At 48.8% G+C, this 14,773-nt stretch carries 15 protein-coding genes and 1 pseudogene; 4 read left to right on the top strand and 12 right to left on the bottom strand.

The window, feature by feature from the left end:
- Nucleotides 1-5: 5 nt before the first annotated feature.
- From ACFW2W_RS06360 to ACFW2W_RS06350, 3 genes are all read right to left on the bottom strand, one after another.
- On the bottom strand, nucleotides 6-1,256 hold the full coding sequence (locus tag ACFW2W_RS06360; protein WP_378174833.1) for a DNA methyltransferase: 1,251 nt from the start codon (nucleotides 1,254-1,256) through the stop codon (nucleotides 6-8).
- A 67-nt stretch (nucleotides 1,257-1,323) separates the two neighbouring features.
- Nucleotides 1,324-1,830, bottom strand: a complete 507-nt coding sequence (locus tag ACFW2W_RS06355; protein WP_378174830.1) for a hypothetical protein — start codon at nucleotides 1,828-1,830, stop codon at nucleotides 1,324-1,326.
- A gap of 40 nt (nucleotides 1,831-1,870) precedes the next feature.
- Nucleotides 1,871-2,896: a DUF389 domain-containing protein gene (locus ACFW2W_RS06350; RefSeq protein WP_378174827.1), complete on the bottom strand. Its 1,026-nt coding sequence runs from the start codon at nucleotides 2,894-2,896 to the stop codon at nucleotides 1,871-1,873.
- Between the two features lie 274 nt (nucleotides 2,897-3,170).
- On the opposite strand from ACFW2W_RS06350, the gene ACFW2W_RS06345 reads away from it, so the two are divergent.
- On the top strand, nucleotides 3,171-5,006 hold the full coding sequence (locus tag ACFW2W_RS06345) for a protein kinase (RefSeq protein ID WP_378174824.1): 1,836 nt from the start codon (nucleotides 3,171-3,173) through the stop codon (nucleotides 5,004-5,006).
- Nucleotides 5,007-5,222: 216 nt separating this feature from the next.
- On the opposite strand, the gene ACFW2W_RS06340 is transcribed toward ACFW2W_RS06345, so the two are convergent.
- The 8 genes from ACFW2W_RS06340 to lpdA form a co-directional block, all read right to left on the bottom strand.
- Nucleotides 5,223-5,759 (bottom strand): hypothetical protein, encoded by a 537-nt coding sequence (locus tag ACFW2W_RS06340; RefSeq protein ID WP_378174821.1) that lies wholly within the window; start codon nucleotides 5,757-5,759, stop codon nucleotides 5,223-5,225.
- A gap of 35 nt (nucleotides 5,760-5,794) precedes the next feature.
- Entirely contained in the window at nucleotides 5,795-5,995 is a 201-nt protein-coding gene (locus ACFW2W_RS06335) for a hypothetical protein (RefSeq protein WP_378174818.1), read from the bottom strand.
- A gap of 24 nt (nucleotides 5,996-6,019) precedes the next feature.
- A complete protein-coding gene (locus ACFW2W_RS06330) occupies nucleotides 6,020-7,174 on the bottom strand; it encodes a pyridoxal-phosphate-dependent aminotransferase family protein (RefSeq protein ID WP_378174815.1) in 1,155 nt (384 codons plus the stop codon).
- 312 nt (nucleotides 7,175-7,486) lie between these two features.
- On the bottom strand, nucleotides 7,487-7,663 hold the full coding sequence (locus ACFW2W_RS06325) for a hypothetical protein (protein WP_378174812.1): 177 nt from the start codon (nucleotides 7,661-7,663) through the stop codon (nucleotides 7,487-7,489).
- 233 nt (nucleotides 7,664-7,896) lie between these two features.
- The gene (locus ACFW2W_RS06320) at nucleotides 7,897-9,198 is read right to left on the bottom strand and encodes a hypothetical protein (protein WP_378174809.1); all 1,302 of its coding nucleotides are present in this window, start codon (nucleotides 9,196-9,198) and stop codon (nucleotides 7,897-7,899) included.
- Nucleotides 9,199-9,454: 256 nt separating this feature from the next.
- Nucleotides 9,455-9,730, bottom strand: coding sequence for a DUF5340 domain-containing protein (locus ACFW2W_RS06315; protein WP_378174806.1), 276 nt, complete (start codon nucleotides 9,728-9,730; stop codon nucleotides 9,455-9,457).
- Between the two features lie 116 nt (nucleotides 9,731-9,846).
- Nucleotides 9,847-10,734 carry an indole-3-glycerol phosphate synthase TrpC gene (gene trpC / locus ACFW2W_RS06310; protein ID WP_378174803.1) on the bottom strand — a complete coding sequence of 296 codons (888 nt, stop codon included), beginning with the start codon at nucleotides 10,732-10,734 and terminating at the stop codon, nucleotides 9,847-9,849.
- A gap of 124 nt (nucleotides 10,735-10,858) precedes the next feature.
- Entirely contained in the window at nucleotides 10,859-12,289 is a 1,431-nt protein-coding gene (lpdA, locus tag ACFW2W_RS06305) for a dihydrolipoyl dehydrogenase (protein ID WP_378174800.1), read from the bottom strand.
- 51 nt (nucleotides 12,290-12,340) lie between these two features.
- Here lpdA and ACFW2W_RS06300 point away from each other — a divergent pair, with 51 nt between their 5' ends.
- Nucleotides 12,341-12,562, top strand: a complete 222-nt coding sequence (locus ACFW2W_RS06300) for a hypothetical protein (protein WP_378174797.1) — start codon at nucleotides 12,341-12,343, stop codon at nucleotides 12,560-12,562.
- Nucleotides 12,549-12,782 (top strand): hypothetical protein, encoded by a 234-nt coding sequence (locus tag ACFW2W_RS06295; RefSeq protein WP_378174794.1) that lies wholly within the window; start codon nucleotides 12,549-12,551, stop codon nucleotides 12,780-12,782. The genes ACFW2W_RS06300 and ACFW2W_RS06295 overlap by 14 nt, the downstream gene beginning before the upstream one ends.
- A 71-nt stretch (nucleotides 12,783-12,853) precedes the next feature.
- On the opposite strand, the gene ACFW2W_RS06290 is transcribed toward ACFW2W_RS06295, so the two are convergent.
- Entirely contained in the window at nucleotides 12,854-13,639 is a 786-nt protein-coding gene (locus tag ACFW2W_RS06290; RefSeq protein ID WP_378174791.1) for a TrmH family RNA methyltransferase, read from the bottom strand.
- A 232-nt stretch (nucleotides 13,640-13,871) separates the two neighbouring features.
- Here ACFW2W_RS06290 and ACFW2W_RS06285 point away from each other — a divergent pair.
- A pseudogene (locus ACFW2W_RS06285) lies at nucleotides 13,872-14,773 on the top strand (hypothetical protein); the annotation flags it as partial.

Below are 14,773 nucleotides of genomic sequence, written 5' to 3'. Positions count from 1 at the left end.
AATCCTCAATACTTTCTCCAGATAAATACAGATTCATAAAATTCGCTGGAGCGTCTTCCTGTTCTGCGGTTAACATGACGCTGAACAGTAGCTTCTACTTCCACACCAACAAGATTAGCTATTTCAGGATAAAGATTTGCTCGGTCACTTGCTATTACGATCATCCGACCACCACTGGGAAGAGCATCAGCTGCACGTTGGAAAACTGTCGCCATACCTTTTTGATACTGTCGTTGTGCTTTTTGGCTAGAACCGTTTGCGGCTGAACCAATCTCTTCAATACGTTTATCTTCCAATCCCAGTAAATGATAAGCGTATGCATGTTGTTCATGGTAGTCAATCAAACCAACATAGGGTGGACTTGTGATAACTCCATCTATGCGAGGAAATATGGCTTCACGGCTGTCAGTGTGATAGAGTTCTACTTTGGCACTTGTACGTAGGGTAGAAAACTCTTCAAGCCTTTTAAGAGTATCAAGACTATATCTCTTTAGGAATTTTAACGCTTCAGTAGTTGGGTGACATTCTCTTGAGTGCTTATAACACCAGTAAGGTTGTACTTGTGGCTGTTTTGGAAAATCTAAATCAAAGTGTTTTGTTAGACGAGCAGAACGGGCTGAACGAGACAGTATAATTTTGAGTAAAGTCTGATAATCATATCCTTCAGTTTCAATTAACTGTCGGTATGTAAGCAATTCACGCAGAGCTTGAGTTGCAAACCATTGTTTGAGATATTGGTTATCTGTTCCAAATGTTTTAATAGCATTTGAGTGTTCTTCCCATAAACTTAACTGATGGTAATCCGCCTCAAATTTACATTTACTAAAGTTTTGAGTTAATGCATAGGTTTTTTGCAAAATATCCATGACCTCTTTGCTTACCTTAGTTAAGTCATAGGGAGCAGTTTTGACATAACACAGAAGTATATTAAAAGCCGAAACATCGCAGCCAATTGAATTAATTCCCAGTTCATTAGCCTGAACTAGAGTTGTACCAGAGCCACAGAAAGGATCTAGCACCGTTTGACCAAGAACAAAATACTTTCTCAGAAATATCTCAACTAATTGAGGGATAAATTTACCCAGGTATGGATGCAGTCTATGAACGTGTTTTGTCCTCTGTTTTTCGGGTAAATCTTTTTCACTCCAATTTAAGTTTAGAGTTTCTAAATCTGTATCCAGTGTCACTTCACTCGGTACAGAGGGACGAGCATCACCAGAAGATAGCGCTGCTCGTTCTTCTTTGGTTGTCACCATTACTTTAACCTTAATTTATAAACCAATAACTCTAGCATTCAAGCCTACAGGGTTTCTCGCATATTTTTCAAGCTGCTGGTAAGTCCGCAAACACCTTCTCTACTAGCTGTCGCGCTTTAGCGTCTAAGAGGTTCCAGTCTACATCGCCAGTGTCTTCTTCAATTAAGCTAGTATCAATCTGGACTTGCTGATTCTCTGGGTGAGCGATCGCTCGATCGTAATTGCGAAAACAGACTTGATAACAAAGTTCCCACAAATCAACAGTAACTTGCTGGTCTTGATGCTTCAAACAAAGTCGATAACCAGGGTAGGGATTGGGCATCGCTACCAAAGCTTGTTCTATCTCCGAAGCTTCCTCTGGAGAAGCAGATGCAAGCTGTTCTCTTAATATTGTAAAAGTGGTTTTAGTTTCCTCCAGCGTCCCCTCAGGCCAAATTAACACATCTTGATAAGTTCCCTTCCAGCTTGATTCGTCTAGCTGTTTGCGAATCTGGTCGATGACTCGGATAAAAGCTGGTTGCATGAGCAATTCAGCTTGCTCCCAACTGGTAATATCTGTGAATTTTGGCATCATTTTTATCTTATAAAATTGAAAAAAATGTGACAGAAAAAACTTAAGGCTGAGGTGAGGAAGGTGGCGAGGATGAAGCTTCTCGCTGTACCTTTTCGACTTGACTAACTTGAAAAATTAAGGTAAAGGGTTGACCCATTTTTTTTGCAACAAACTCTTCCAGTAACCGCACTTGTTTAGGGGTTAAAACTTGCTGAGCGCGAACAGTGAGATAAACTTCAGGGGGGTTCGTTAACCAGTTAGACTCAGTTTTAACCAGTTCTACTCGCTGAAAAGTAATCGTATTCTTCAGTAGCGCCTGCTTCAAACTCGCTTCTAGTCGGGCTTGCCGGAGTAATTCTACAAAACTGATCCCTAAAGGAATCAAAAGTATCGCCGTCAAAGCAAGCGTCCAACTGAGGGCTTTACTTGCTTTCGCTAGAGGGGTGTAGCCTGACAATAAAAAAGTCAGCATACAGGCAAGGGTAATCCCCAGCAAGTTCGTCATGTACAGCAGTGCTGCACCCAGACTCAGCGACCAATTCGCTTGGGCAAGCCCCAAACCGATGACACAAATGGGAGGCATCAGTGCCACAGCGATCGCTGTCCCCGCCAAAGTCCCAGAAACTTTGGGCTGCACTTTCGCAAAGCCACTAATGCCCCCAGCGGCTACAGCAATTCCCAAATCGAGTAGAGTCGGTTTAGAGCGAGACAGCACTTCGCTGCCAAATTCTGGGAGTCCGACAAAAGAACCCAGAAGCATCGCTAAAATAATCGCTAGAAACGTCCCTACGACTACCGCAACCAACCCTTGGCGAAACAGAATCACGTCGCCTTCTAAAGCGGCAAAGGCTAATCCTCGAATGGGGAACATTAACGGAGCAACGATCATCGCACCAATAATGACAGCCGCACTGTTGGTCAACAATCCCAAAGTAGCGATCGCGCAGGAACCAATAATCAAAACGATGTAGTTTAAATCCATCGTGGATTCTTCCAACAGCCCCTCTCGCTGCACGCCTAACTCCCGCTGTGCCTTTTGTCGCCATCGCCGATATTTCGACCAATTCCGATGAATATTCTTTATCAAATGAAAATACTACCCCAAAATTCTATCTGAAGCCTGATTAAAGCTTCTCTGGATGCTTAGTATTCACCATGATCGCAATCCCTCCGCAAAATCTAGCTACTTCTCTGGGTGGAAATCAGCAGTGCATTATCGGTGTTTACAGGCACGCTTCCCTAACGCTTCACACGCCAATCTGAAAAAATTAGTGAAATCTTTGACAACCTCTCCGGATTCGTTGGGTTGATCCGAGTGGTATTAATATTGAGCGTACATCCTTTCTTCGGCAGGTCGCACCATGATCGGGCGTTTATTAGACCAGCGTTACCAAGTTGTCCAAGCCTTAGGTGCCGGTGGATTCGGAAAAACTTACATCGCCAAAGACACCCGCCGTCCTGGTGCCCCAACTTGTGTTGTCAAGCACCTCAAGCCTGCTAGTAGCGACCCTTATTTTTTGGAAACGGCTAGACGGTTATTCACCAGCGAAGCCGAAACCCTAGAACAACTGGGAAATCACGACCAAATTCCTAGATTATTAGCAAACTTTGAAGAAAACCAAGAGTTTTACTTGGTGCAAGAGTTCATCGATGGGCATCCTCTCAGTGCCGAACTCTCACCCAGTTATCGTTGGGAAGAAAGCCAAGTCATCCAGATGCTGCAACAAGTCTTGAGCATTTTGGAATTTGTCCACTACAACGGCGTCATCCACCGCGACATCAAACCAGACAACTTAATCCGACGCAACTCAGATAACAAGCTAGTTTTGGTTGACTTTGGCGCAGTCAAACTACTGCGAACTCAAACACTCATCAATCAAGCACAAGCCAGTGCTACCGTTGCCATTGGCACTCCCGGCTATATGCCAACCGAACAGGCGCAAGGCAGACCCCGCCCCAATAGCGATATTTATGCTTTGGGTATGATTGGCATCCAGGCGCTGACGGGGCTAATGCCACTGCAATTGCACGAAGATCCCCAGACAGGCGAGATTCTCTGGCAGCATCTGGTGGCGGTCAGTCCAGGGTTAGCAGGTGTTTTAACAAAGATGACCCGCTACCACTTCAAAGACCGCTATCAGTCAGCGACGGAAGCGCTACAGGAGTTGCAACAGCTAGTCTATGGGGGTGGACAGCAAGCCGTTGGTGTTGGATATCCACCTGTAGAGTATCCGCCGCCACCACCGCCAACTCCACCGTCTGAACAGAAAACCCTTCCAGTAGTTCCTCCGCAACCCTCTCCACAACCAATCAGTCAAGAGTACAATCCTCCTGTTGTTGCTTCCTCGTCTAATAAATTTCCCCTAGCGATGGGGGTCGGTGTGACTGCTTTGGTGTTTGTGATAGGGGGATTTTTCGCTATTTCTCAACCGCAATCTAGAACTGATGAAAGGTCTAACAGTAATAACAATGAAGTGGTAGACAAACCACAAGAAACTTGCAAAGTTTCGGAGGGGCCATTAAATGTACGTTCTAGCCCTAACGCTAGGGTAGTAGGCAGCGTCAAACAAGGGATGATTTTATCTGTTACCGGCACTGCACAAAATGGGTGGGTGCCGATTAGTTCGCCCCTCAAGGGATGGGTATTTAGAAAATTTATCGATTGTGGCTCATCTGCCTCGACGACTCCCAAGCCTTCTCCAACAACAACTCCCAAACCCTCTCCAGAAACGCCGAAACCTGTCGTCGATCGGGGACGGGAGATTATCGCACAAGCGACGGAAAGATTTCAGTCGGGAGATTTAGAGGGCGCGATCGCTCTAGTTAGATCCATTCCTGCTAACAGTTCTGCTTACGGACAAGTGCGGGAAGCGCTGCAAGAGTGGCCCCTGAACTGGTCGGTTGCAGAAGGGATATATAAGGATGCCCAAAGAGCTTTCGAGCAAGGTCGGTGGCAAGACGTAATTGCTGCTGCAAACGACCCTGGATTGCCGCAGATTCGGTATTGGCAAGAGCGGTTACGCCAATTAGCTGCACAAGCCGAGAAAAAGCAGACCCAAGAAACACCGCCTCCGAGTCCCAGCGAAACCCCCACCGAGAGTCCCAGTCCCATTGAAAGTCCTAGTCCAACTGAGAGTCCTAGTCCCAGCGAAAGCCCCAGCCCCACCGAGAGTCCGGCGACTGAGCCTTCCTTGTGACGACACTCAATATTTGAGCGATCGCGTTGCGTCCTGTAACAACGGCTCCATGCCAGGTGCGCGAGCGATCGCCTCTTCAGGACTTACGCAACATCACCACATCTGGGGGCAACCACAAGGGGATTGCCCCTACAAAACGCTATATGTATAAGCTTTGCGTAAGTCCTGCTCTCGACACGCGAGCGATCGCTTACTGCTCGTGTAGGACACATTTCCCTACTTACTCGCACTGGGAGGCGGGGGGAAAGGCACCAGCGCCGCTTTGAAGAAATAAACGCGACCACAATATTGCGATCTGTTAGAACAAATCGTTTCTATCGCCACATTATTGACATTAGTAACATCAAATGATAACGAGGCTTTCTGTCCAGGGGCAATCGTGCGAGAATCCTTACGCTGTCCATCTAAATAAATATTGACCGTGGTGGGAGGACTACCGCTGTCGTTATCCCGCATTCCATATTCCAAATTCAGGGTTTGAAAGTAAGTGTCATAACCCTCCGGCATGATTCTACAGGTCATTGACACAAAAGCGTTGCCTGGAGCCAGACTGAGAAGGCTGGTGTAGACGGCTCTACCCACAGCAACATCTGACTTATAGGGACGCCAACGACCAGGGCCAGTACTGACACATTTAGCCTCTGGCAGGGAGACTGTACGCCGTGCCTGTACAGCTTGATTGCCTAGAGTCACCAAGGCAAAGGACAGCAGTCCACCAACAAGAAGTTGACTGATCAACTTGGTTTTTTGCATGGAGAGATCGCCAAGTTAAAAGGTAACAATCTTTACTAATGATACCGAATCCTCAGCCCCTGAATTGGCAATAAATCTAAATAATCAGAGGGCGATCGCGAAGCGCTCCAAAGAGTCAGTTCGCTGGGGTTAGAGAGAGGGCGATCGCTGGTTATGCCTCCCACCACTAACCCCAAATCTACAATAGATGCGATCGCGAAGCGCTCCAAAAAGTCAGTTCGCTCTTCATCTGCCACCGTTCCATGACTCTTGGCTTCGCTCTAATGGGTGCTAAATACCCTAGCGGCAGCAGCAACACCAGCACCCGGAGTAAAGCCTTCGTATCCTACTTCTCGCAGCGTGGCTTCGAGAGAGGCAACGGCAGCGAGGATATCGCGATCGCTCACAAAACCCAAGTGACCAATCCGGAAGATTTTGCCTTTGAAATGGTCTTGTCCGCCAGCGAGGACGATGTCGAACCGCTTTTTCATCACGCTACGGATTTGTTCTGAATCCACCCCTATCGGTGCCACAGCGGTAATCGCCGGACTGCCTGCCCCATCAGGCGCAAACAGCGGCAACGAGAGTGCATTCATCGCGTCGCGGGTGGCAGTCATCAGCCGCTGGTGACGGGCAAAAATAGACTCCAAACCCTCGGCTTTCATCATTTTCAGGGCAGTGTGCAGCCCCACAAATAAGTTCACTGGCGGGGTAAAGGGAGTGGTGTTTTTGGCAGCATCTTTGCGGTACTTGCCCAAATCCAAGTAATAACGGGGCAGCGAAGCCGTTTTGTAAGCTTCCCAAGCTTTGGGGCTGACAGAGACAAACCCTAGTCCTGGGGGAATCATGTAACCTTTTTGGGAACCAGATCCCACCACATCAATGCCCCATTCGTCAATCGGCAGATTAACCGCTCCCAAGCTGGTGACAGCGTCAACAATAATTAAAGCTTCACCGTGGGCTTTGACGTGACGATTGATAGTTTCCAGGTCATTGAGAACGCCAGTGGAGGTCTCGCTATGGGTGACAATCACCGCTTTGATTTGTTTATCGGTATCGGCTTCTAGTTTTTCCCGGAAATGTTCCGGGTCGAGGGCTTGACCCCACTCAGCTTTTACCGTATCAACGTTAAGACCAAAAGCTTGGCTAAGTTCCGCCCAGCGATCGCCAAATTTGCCATTACAGCCAACCAAAACGCGATCGCCTGGACTCAGGAAGTTAATGATGCCAGCTTCCATCGCCCCCGTACCACTGGCAGTCAACATCAGCACGTCATTCTCGGTTTGGTGCAACCATTTCAGGTTTTGCGTCACCTCAGCCATCAGCTTACTAAATTCACTGCTGCGGTGCCCAAAGGGATGCTTGGCTAAGGCGAGTAATACCTGTTCCGGCACTGGTGTCGGGCCGGGAATCATCAACATTAACTTATCGTCCATCGATCTGTCCTTAAACTTGAAGAGCGCATACTCCAGAATCGCATATCTTTTCCAATCCATTCACCAATTAGCAATGACCTTTTTAGCTTTTAGCAGTAATTGGGTAATCGGTTTACGTCTATTTACGAGCTAGTACCTACAACTCATATCTTGCACCAAAGTTATCACCCGCAAGGAAACCAATTTCCAAATATCAAGGCTTTTAGTCCATTTCAACTCATATCTTGCACCGTTCTCAAGTTTGCCCATCCGCCTTGAACTCAAGTTCAAGGCTCATAGCTCAAGTCCATTGAAATGGACTGAAATTCTTACTCAGTCTTCTTCAGAAGACTTGATTCTGTAAGCCTGGGGTTTAAACCCCAGGCGGGTAATGCGACTGGTGCATCTTGCACCGTTCTCAAGTTTGCCCAAAGTCAGCGGCTCGACGGCTCGACTGAGCGCTCGCCGAACGTCTGAGCGCTCGCCGAACGTCCTTGAACTCAAGTTCAAGGCTCATAGCTCAAGTCCATTGAAATGGACTGAAATTCTTACTCAGTCTTCTTCAGTAAGCCTGGGGTTTAAACCCCAGGCGGGTAATGCGACTGGTGCAAGATGTGAGTTTCAATGGACTTGAGCTATAAGCTGTGGAATTTAAACCCCAGGCGGGTAATACGACTGGTGCAAGATATCAATATAAGTAAGGGCTTAATAACTACTGAAAGATTGACAAAAAGCCAAATCCTTTACTCTAATTTCTCCGGTGGAATTTTTCTTAAAAAAGCCGGAAGGTCTACCTGTAAATGTTTGTTGGGTTGAGGGGATGATAAAGGAGTTCGGTTGATTGGCTGAGGAATCTCAGCAGCGGTTGGGGGTTCTATCGCTATCAACAGTTCTTCCAGTTCTTCAGGGCTGTCTGCTAGCACTCGTTGCAGGAAGTCCTTAAGTTTTTGAGCGCTGCTAAGGCTAGCACTGCAACGGTCTTTCCAGTACTGGATGGCGGCTTCGTACTCACCCGCTTGCTGGGCTTGCATGAGAATTTGCTCTTGCAGAGTCGCAGTGTGAGTTTCTAGTTCGCTTGTCTGGGCTTGATAGCGATCGCGCGACTCTGCCAAGTCGTGGCAAGCTTGTTGCAATCGAGCCTGAATTTTCACTTGCAAGTCTTGCTGGTTTTCCAAATCTTCAATCTGGCGGTAAAGAGCTTTAATAGTTGCATCCTGTTCCGCAACCAGGTCTTCAGTCTCGTAGAGGTTTGCCAGCAGATGTTGCTGGTCTTCCAGAGTTTCGTTGGCTTGCTGGAGTTGATCTTCCAGCTGATTGATAACCGCAGCGCGATCGCTACATCGACGATAAAGCGCTTGCATTTGCTGCTCTTGCTCCAGCGCCTGCACCTCCAAACGCCTTACCAGAGTTCGAGCTTCCAGAATTTGGAATTTTAGCTCCTGCACTCGCTGTTGCTGGGCTTCTAGGGCTGTTTGTCTGTTCGCTAGCTCTTGTTCCAGCAGCGTTTGACTGTTTTGGATAGTCTTGCGGCTCTGAGTCAGCTGCCTTCGCAGGCGTCCTAATTCCCCTTCCTGCGCCTCGGCTAAAGTTTCAATCGTCGCTAACAATTCTTGAACCGTTTCGTCTTTGAGAAGCGCTTGCGATTGATGACTCTCTAGCGCTTGCTGCTGCTCGAAAAGCTGTTGCTTTTGATCGAGTGCCAGCTGTTGAAGATTCGCGACTTCCTCTGTCGATGCCAGCTGGGTTTCCAAAAGATGTTGCTCGCTCAGTTGGAGCCTCAACTCACTTACGCAAGCCTGAGATTCCGCCAACGCCTGCTCTAACTGATGAATGCGATCTAACTGCTGCTGTTCTTGCGAAGGCGATACCAATCCCAGCGGTGCTGGTGGACGCTCCTGCTCCCAAGATTGCCCTTGTGGGTCTTGTAACGGGGATAATTCGCTGGGGTGAGGCTGTGGAGTGGCAGGAGCGTCCGTTGCCTCTGCGTCTGCTGAAGCTTTCTCTGAGTTTAACCAAAAACGATCGGCTGAATCTGGTTCAGTCACTCCGAACCTCCCAGAAGTCAATAACGGTCTTGGGGCATCCAACAGCCATCTCGCATTTACGAGTGATGAGTTAGCAGTTCTCGGAGCGTTTATAACCCAAGTAAACAGAAAGCATTGACCCTAATTTTATGGCTTTCCGGCAACTTTTCTTCATTGAGGACGAAGCATCAGTGCCAGCATCTAGGCGTATAAATTCAGGTATTTAAAAACTCTGGCTTCGCTCCTACACCCTTTCTCATCTCAAAACCTTTTATACCTAAGGTTCCCGGCGTCCGGTGACAATATCCGGCGAGGGTGGTTGATCGAAGGCGATGTTATTTACAGACCAACGGTAATCAATCGGTAAATTTGCTCGTTCGCAGGTTTGTTCCAGTTGCTTCTGTTGAGCCATTGCTTTGCGGAGGGTACTTATGAGCTGGTGAACTTGCTCTCGCACTGCTGGTTTTTGACTAACGGCGAATGAAGTTTGGCGCTCTAACATTTGCAGGAGTAGTTCGTAGTGAATATGAGACGGCAGAGGAATTGGCTCCATGAAACCTGATTTACCTATATGTGGAGGGATATTCGGCAAGACCGAAGGCGGAATACGGAATCAAGAAATTCTTTACTCATCTTTCCCACAAGCCTCCTCGATCCTGCAAAAGCGTTTCAACCCTTGGAAAACAGGTTGGCGATGCCAACAGCAGGGTCTGGCTGTTTCACCAAGGACTCGCCAATCAGTACCGCATCAACACCCCCTTGCACAACCAAGCTGAGGTCAGATGGCGTGTGCAGACCCGACTCGCTAACGACAGCAATGCCCCGATGAAGCAACTCGCTACCTCGTACCGCTAAAATCTGGCAGGTTGTTTGTAAGTCTACGGAAAAATCTTCCAGATTGCGATTATTTATACCAACTAGGGTAACGCCTTCTAGGGATAATACTCGGTCTAGTTCTGCTAGAGTATGCACTTCAATCAGCGGTGTCATCCTCAAAGCATTGGTAATTTTGACAAAGTATTGGAGGTCTTGATCGCTCAGAATTGCTGCAATCAGGAGAACGGCATCGGCTCCGTGGCGTCGAGCGAGATAAATTTGGTAAGGATATATCAAAAAATCCTTACATAATACTGGCAAGTTTACAGCAGCGCGAACAGCCGCCAGATTTTCAAAACTCCCACAGAAGAATTTTCGATCGGTCAAGACTGATAAACAGCTGGCTCCTCCTTGCTGATAAGCAGTAGCGATCGCTACTGGCTCGAAATCTTCCCGAATCACTCCTTTACTAGGAGAAGCCTTTTTGACTTCTGCAATCAAAGCCGGTTTCGTCTTCCCTTGTCGCAAAGCACCTAAAAAGTCACGAGGTGCAGGCGCAGCTTGCACTTGACGCTGCAACTCCGCTAAGGGGAGGCGTTCTCGCAATTGGTTAACTTCTGTCTCTTTTTGCCAGACAATTTCCTCCAAGATGTGGCGCGGCTTGGCGTCAGGTACGGCAACCTGATAACTAACGCTGCTAGCAGCAACAGATGTAGTGGGCGGACGGCGGCGAATTTGCATATTTCTTAGTTTGGCACAATTATTCATGGGGAATCGGGAATCGGTAATGGGTCATTCGTCAATGGTGATTAGTGATTAGTCACAGCAATTGACTAATCACTAATCACTAATGACTCTTACCCTTCTAATGAGAACCTACAGCCCGCTTGTAGGCTTCATCAAGCACTTCTGAAAGGGTAGGGTGTGCGTGGACAAAATATGCCAGAGTCTGGACAGAATTGCGTTGAGCGATCGCGTTTGCAGCTTCGTGAATCAAATCCGCTGCGTGCATTCCGATGATGTGGACGCCCAGCACAACGCCTGTATCTTTGCGGTAGATTACTTTTGCCATCCCGTCGGCTTCCCCTTCAGCGATCGCTTTCGAGTTCCCCTTGAAATAACTCTTCGCCACCGCGACTTCAAATCCCTCCTCTTTCCCCATTTCTCTCGCCGCTACTTCCGTCTTGCCAACAAAGCTAATTTCAGGGTGAGTAAAGGCGGCGGCAGGAATGCTGTGATAATCGATCAAACGGTGACGTCCGCAGATATTTTCTACCGCCACGACACCTTGAGCAGACGCTGCATGAGCCAGCTGCATCTTGCCCGTAGCATCTCCAATCGCCCACAGGTTAGGCACGGGTTCGCCGCCTGACAAAACTGCCATCCGGTCATCGACGGGGATAAAGCCCCTATTTGTATCAACGCCGATAGAGTCCAGCCCCAAGTCCTTAGTATCCGGAATACGACCTGTAGCGACCAAGCAAGCGTCTACTTCCAGCACTTCCACAACTTCTTTAGTTTTGGCGTCGGCTAGCTCAATGACCACGGGAGAACCGGGTTTAACGGTCTTCGCCAAAATGCCAACTTTCGTTTCAATGTCGCGCGGCTTAATCAGCACTCTTTCGGCGATTGTGGCAATGTCCCGGTCAAACCCAGGCATCAGCTGGTCTAAAGCTTCAATCATGGTTACTTCAGCGCCTAATGCCGTGTAAACATCAGAAAATTCTAGACCAATGTAACCGCTGCCAATGATAGCAATCCAGGAAGGTAGCGACTCCAATCTCACGCCATCGTCGCTGGTAAAAACAGTTTTACCGTCAATTTCAATTCCGGGTGGTACCCAAGGAATTGAGCCGGAGGCAATGATAATGTCTTTTGCCGTAACGGTTTTTTCACCCGATCCCGTGCTGATGGTGACTTTTTGCGATCCAGCTATCTTCCCCCGACCTTGAATAATCTCAACGTCCAGCCGTTTCAAACTGTTTGTCAAATCGCCGCGAAGCTTGGTGACGAGGTTGTTAGCATGGTCGGCGATCGCTTGTCGGTCAAACTCGACGCCTGCAACTTGAATCCCCAGCGATTTCAGGTGGTGGGCATTGCGTAACTCTCGCACCCGACCTGATGCTGCCAACAAAGCTTTAGAAGGAATGCAGCCCCGATTAACACAGGTGCCACCCATATCGGCTGCTTCCACAATTGCGGTTTTGAGACCGCAGGAAACCGCGTGTAGGGCAGCGCCATGTCCGCCGACACCGGCACCAATAATCACTAAATCGTAATCAAATCCTTGAGTCACGTTACTCTCCCCTAGACGACGATGCCCTCCTTATTTTCAGCTTGACCAACGGTGAGCGCAAGTCCCCAATCGGTTGTGGAGTTAAAGAGTGCAAGTTGTTCTCTTTATAATTTTCTCTATAAAAATTACGAATGGGTCATCCCTTCAGCCGCGTGTTGTATCTTAGAAACTAAAAGAATAGCGATCGCTCAAGCAGGGCGATCGCTGTCAATTACCAGGGTGCCCTGCCATCAAAAGCAGTGTTTGTGGAACCAGCGTAATGAATCAGAATGACCAAGAACATCGTCGCGCCGCTGATAAAGCGTTTAACGAATCGCTTGAGCAATTGCAGGATTTATTGGAATTGCCAGAAAATCAGACGGCTCGATCCCAGCCACAGTCCGACAGCGGTAATCATCAAAAAGAATTCACTGAGGCAGATGAGCTGGAACAAGCCGCTGCTGACATTGAGGAATATATGCAAAAAAAGACACAATCATCGGGTAATGGCTAATTGGTAATTGGTCGGTAAAAGCGAAAAAACCACTAACGATTGACCCATAACTACCGACTAGCAGCTACTTCCTAACTTTTGCCATTCTGGCGCTTTACTTCGTACAACATCAAGGCAGCTGCTACAGCCACGTTTAGCGACTCGACGCCTAAACTCAGGGGAATGGTCACTTGCACCTGTGCCAGTGAAACTAAATCTGATGACAATCCAGCGCCTTCATTGCCCAGCAAAATCAGCGTGGGACGGCGTAAGTCTACCTCCCAGTAGGTTAAAGTCGCACTAGGCACAGTCGCCACTACTTGCATTCCTCGTTCCCGACACTGACAGATATCTGCGGTCAAATCGGAACTGACCCGCATCGGTAGCCGAAACCATTGTCCAGCAGAGGCTCGCAGCACCTTCGGATTGTCCAGATCCACACTATCTTCACTGACACACAGCCAATCGGCACCCGCAGCGGCGGCAGTGCGAATCATGGTGCCAAGGTTGCCCGGATCTTGCACCGTTTCCAAAATTAGCCCCAAACCCGTAACTGGCAATGGGGACATCTGGCGGCTCATCCGGGGTGCCGTAGCGATGACACCATCGGGTTGAATCGTGGTAGCGATCGCTTTTACAACTTCCTCGCTCACCACTTCCGCCCTTTGACACCGATTACAAGCTTGCTCCCACAGTTGCTGGTGACGTTCCTGCCATTGGGGCGTACAGCATACCGTCTCTAACGGATAATCAACCGCACAAGCTTCCTCCAGCAAATGCGTCCCTTCCAACAAAAATATTTGCCGCTCCCGCCGTTCCTTCGAGCGGTGTAACTTGCGAATTTGCTTGACCAGAGGATTCTGGAGACTCGTTAACATCAACAGGAATGAGGTATCAGGACTGAGGATTGAGGTATCAGGACTGAGGATTGAGGTAGTGTCAAAAGGGAATAAAGAACTTTATTCCCACTCCGGCAAAAAATTGAGTCCTGAGTGCTATAAGTATTGAGTCTTGAGTGCTATAAGCGACGAAATTTTTTTTTCTGCTTGCTACTCTATCAGGATTTACGCAAAGCTTATACATATAGCGTTGTGTAGGGGCAATCCCCCTGTGGTTGCCCTCAGATGTGGTGCTATTTGCGTAAGTCCTGTCTATCTTAATCGCCACTTTCTTCTACTCAGACCTCAGCCCTCAGTCCTCAAACCTCAGTCCTCAGCCCTCAAACCTCAGTCCTCAGACCTCAGACCTCAGTCCTCAGTCCTCAGACCTCAGACCTCAGACCTCAGACCTCAGACCTCAGACCTCAGTCCTCAGCCCTCAAACCTCAGCCCTCAGACCTCAGCCCTCAGACCTCAGCCCTCAGACCTCAGCCCTCAGACCTCAGACCTCAGCCCTCAGACCTCAGCCCTCAGACCTCAGACCTCAGACCTCAGCCCTCAGACCTCAGACCTCAGACCTCAGCCCTCAGACCTCAGACCTCAGTCCTCAGACCTCAGACCTCAGACCTCAGTCCTCAGCCCTCAAACCTCAGCCCTCAGACCTCAGACCTCAGTCCTCAGCCCTCAAACCTCAGCCCTCAGACCTCAGACCTCAGACCTCAGACCTCAGCCCTCAGACCTCAGACCTCAGACCTCACCTCAGCCCTCAGACCTCAGTCCTCAGACCTCAGACCTCAGACCTCAGACCTCACCTCAGCCCTCAGTCCTCAGTCCTCAAACCTCAGCCCTCAGACCTCAGACCTCAGCCCTCAGCCCTCAGCCCTCAGACCTCAGACCTCAGACCTCAGACCTCAAACCTCAGTCCTCAGCCCTCAAACCTCAGTCCTCAGACCTCAGTCCTCAGTCCTCAGCCCTCAGACCTCAGACCTCAGCCCTCAGTCCTAGATCGGAAGAGCACGCGCAGAACCCACACCTCCCACCCCTGCTCTCAGAACTGCGACTCTCGCACTCAGTCCCACACCAGAGCATACATAACTGCAGCTGTCAGCAAACCGCACACGTGCACACACAGCC

Origin of the sequence: Coleofasciculus sp. H7-2, from assembly GCF_042747725.1 — a bacterium.
Taxonomy (GTDB): domain Bacteria; phylum Cyanobacteriota; class Cyanobacteriia; order Cyanobacteriales; family FACHB-T130; genus FACHB-T130.
This window is presented reverse-complemented; position numbering and strand designations above follow the sequence as displayed.

What these genes read in the sequence shown, in the direction of transcription:
- ACFW2W_RS06360 (WP_378174833.1), bottom strand. Translation starts at nt 1,256, where the DNA reads ATGGTGACAACCAAAGAAGAACGAGCAGCGCTATCTTCTGGTGATGCT.
- ACFW2W_RS06355 (WP_378174830.1), bottom strand. Translation starts at nt 1,830, where the DNA reads ATGATGCCAAAATTCACAGATATTACCAGTTGGGAGCAAGCTGAATTG.
- ACFW2W_RS06345 (WP_378174824.1), top strand. Translation starts at nt 3,171, where the DNA reads ATGATCGGGCGTTTATTAGACCAGCGTTACCAAGTTGTCCAAGCCTTA.
- ACFW2W_RS06340 (WP_378174821.1), bottom strand. Translation starts at nt 5,759, where the DNA reads ATGCAAAAAACCAAGTTGATCAGTCAACTTCTTGTTGGTGGACTGCTG.
- ACFW2W_RS06330 (WP_378174815.1), bottom strand. Translation starts at nt 7,174, where the DNA reads ATGGACGATAAGTTAATGTTGATGATTCCCGGCCCGACACCAGTGCCG.
- ACFW2W_RS06315 (WP_378174806.1), bottom strand. Translation starts at nt 9,730, where the DNA reads ATGGAGCCAATTCCTCTGCCGTCTCATATTCACTACGAACTACTCCTG.
- trpC (WP_378174803.1), bottom strand. Translation starts at nt 10,734, where the DNA reads ATGCAAATTCGCCGCCGTCCGCCCACTACATCTGTTGCTGCTAGCAGC.
- ACFW2W_RS06295 (WP_378174794.1), top strand. Translation starts at nt 12,549, where the DNA reads ATGAATCAGAATGACCAAGAACATCGTCGCGCCGCTGATAAAGCGTTT.
- ACFW2W_RS06290 (WP_378174791.1), bottom strand. Translation starts at nt 13,639, where the DNA reads ATGTTAACGAGTCTCCAGAATCCTCTGGTCAAGCAAATTCGCAAGTTA.